The sequence below is a fragment of the Azospirillum palustre genome, from assembly GCF_002573965.1.
Classification (GTDB): Bacteria; Pseudomonadota; Alphaproteobacteria; order Azospirillales; family Azospirillaceae; genus Azospirillum; species Azospirillum palustre.
Map to the genome: position 1 here is coordinate 1 of NZ_PDKW01000026.1, position 2,045 is coordinate 2,045.

Here is a 2,045-nt window from a genome sequence, read left to right on the forward strand (position 1 = left end):
TAGAGCCGCCCGCCGCCCGTCGAGAACGGATCGGCGACGAAGCGCTCCGCCGTCAGGCCGGGACGGTTCAGGTAGCCGCGCGCCAACCCCGCACCGCCAAGATAAAGCTCCCCGACCACCCCCAACGGTACCGGGTTCAGGTCACCGTCCAAAACATAACCGCAGGTCCCATCGATGGGACGGCCGATGTTGGCGCGGCCCCCCGCCTCGCGACGGGTCACGGTCGAATAGGTCGTGTCCTCCGACGGGCCGTAGAGGTCGTAAACGTCGGCGATACCGGCCGCATAGAGGTCATCCACCAGCGATTGAGCCAACGGCTCGCCCGCCAGATTGACGGTCCGCACGCCGGCCGGAATACCGCCGGAGCGCAGGAGGCCGGCAATGGCCGACGGCACCGTGTTGATCAGGCACACGCGGTCGCGGGCCGGCAGGTCGGGCAAGGCCAGGGCGTTGTCGGCCATCACCACATGGCCGCCGGCACTCAGCGTGACGAAGAATTCCCAGACCGAAAGGTCGAAACAGACGGAGGTCGAGGCCAGGACCCCCTGCAACTGCTCCGGCCGGTAAAGCCGCAATGCCCAGTCGATGAGGGCCGAGGCGTTGCGATGTTCGATCACCACACCCTTCGGCCGTCCGGTCGAGCCGGAGGTGTAGATGACATAGGCGGCATCCTCCGCCCTGTTGACCGGCAGCGGATCGTCCGCCGGGCCATTCTCCAGACCGAGCGCCGGATCGTCGAGCGCCAGCACCCGCAGGCCCCCGCCCGCCGGAAGACGGGGCAGCAGGCTGCGTTGCGTCACGACCAGTGCCGCCTGGCTGTCGGCCAGCATGTAGGCGACACGGTCGGCGGGATAGTCGGGGTCGAGCGGAACATAGGCACCGCCAGCCTTCAGGATCGCCAGAAGACCGGTCGGCAGAACCTCCGTCCGCTCCAGCATGAGGGCGACCGGGACACCGGGCCCGACACCGAGCGCGCGCAGCCGATGGGCCAGCCGGTTGGCCTGCCGGTTGAGATCGCCATAGCTCACGCTGCGCGTGCCGGCGATAACCGCGGTGGCATCCGGACTGCGGGCGGCCTGCACCTCGAACAGACGCGGCAAGGGCGTCGCGTCCATCGGCTCCGCTTGGTTCCAGGCGCCGAAAATACGGTCGCGGTCGGCCTCGTCCAGCACCGAGAAAGCACCGAGCGGCCGGTTCGGGGCTTCGGCCATCGTCAGCAGAAGGCGGCGCAGATGGCCGGCGAGGTGCGCCACCGCCGTCCCAGTCAGATGGGCGCGGTCGTAGCGGTGATGCAACTCCAGCCGGTCGCCGGGCATGATCGCGATGGTCAGCGGATAGCTGGTCCGCTCATAACCGATCACCGGCGAGAAGCGCAGCCCGCCGGGGCTTCCCCGACGCAACGCCTCGGCGACCGGATAGCTCTCGAACACCAGCAGGCTGTCGAACAGGGCTCCGCCGGCATCGCCCGATGCGGTCTGGCCCGACCAGTGCTGAATGTCGGCGAGCGGCGTGTGCTCATGCTCACGCAGGTCGAGGTTGCGGCTTTGGACCGTGCGGAGCCAGTCTGCCACCGGCATCGCAGGATGGGGCGTCAGGATCACCGGCAGCGTGTTGATGAACAGGCCGAGCCGCTGTTCCACCCCCGGCAGATCCGCCGGGCGGCCGGAAACGGTGGTGCCGAAGGCGACGGTGTCCTGGCCGCCATGCTGCCGCAGCAGGACGGCCCAGGCCGCCTGCATCAGCGTGTTCAGCGTGACGTCGCAGCGACGGGCGAGGTCGGTGAGGCGACGGGTTTCCTCCACGGTGAAGACGCAGCGATGCTCGCCCTGCCCGTCTAGCTCAGGCATGGGTTCCGCCCGCGGGGCGGACGGCAACAGCGAGACGATCCTGGTCGGCTGTTCGAGTTGGGCGGTGCGGTTGCGCCAGAAGGCCTCGGACGCCGTCGTGTCGCGCCCTTGCAGCCAGGCGACATGGTCGCGGAAGCGGCCGCCGTCCGCCGCCGGCACGACGCCGGCATAGCGTTGCAGCACTTCGCCCAGAAGCTG

Annotated in this window: 1 protein-coding gene; it reads right to left on the minus strand. The window is 69.2% G+C overall.

The window, feature by feature from the left end; genetic code table 11:
• The coding region (locus CRT60_RS00155) for an AMP-binding protein (RefSeq protein WP_143272912.1) at positions 1-2,045 on the minus strand (2,045 nt) is incomplete at both ends.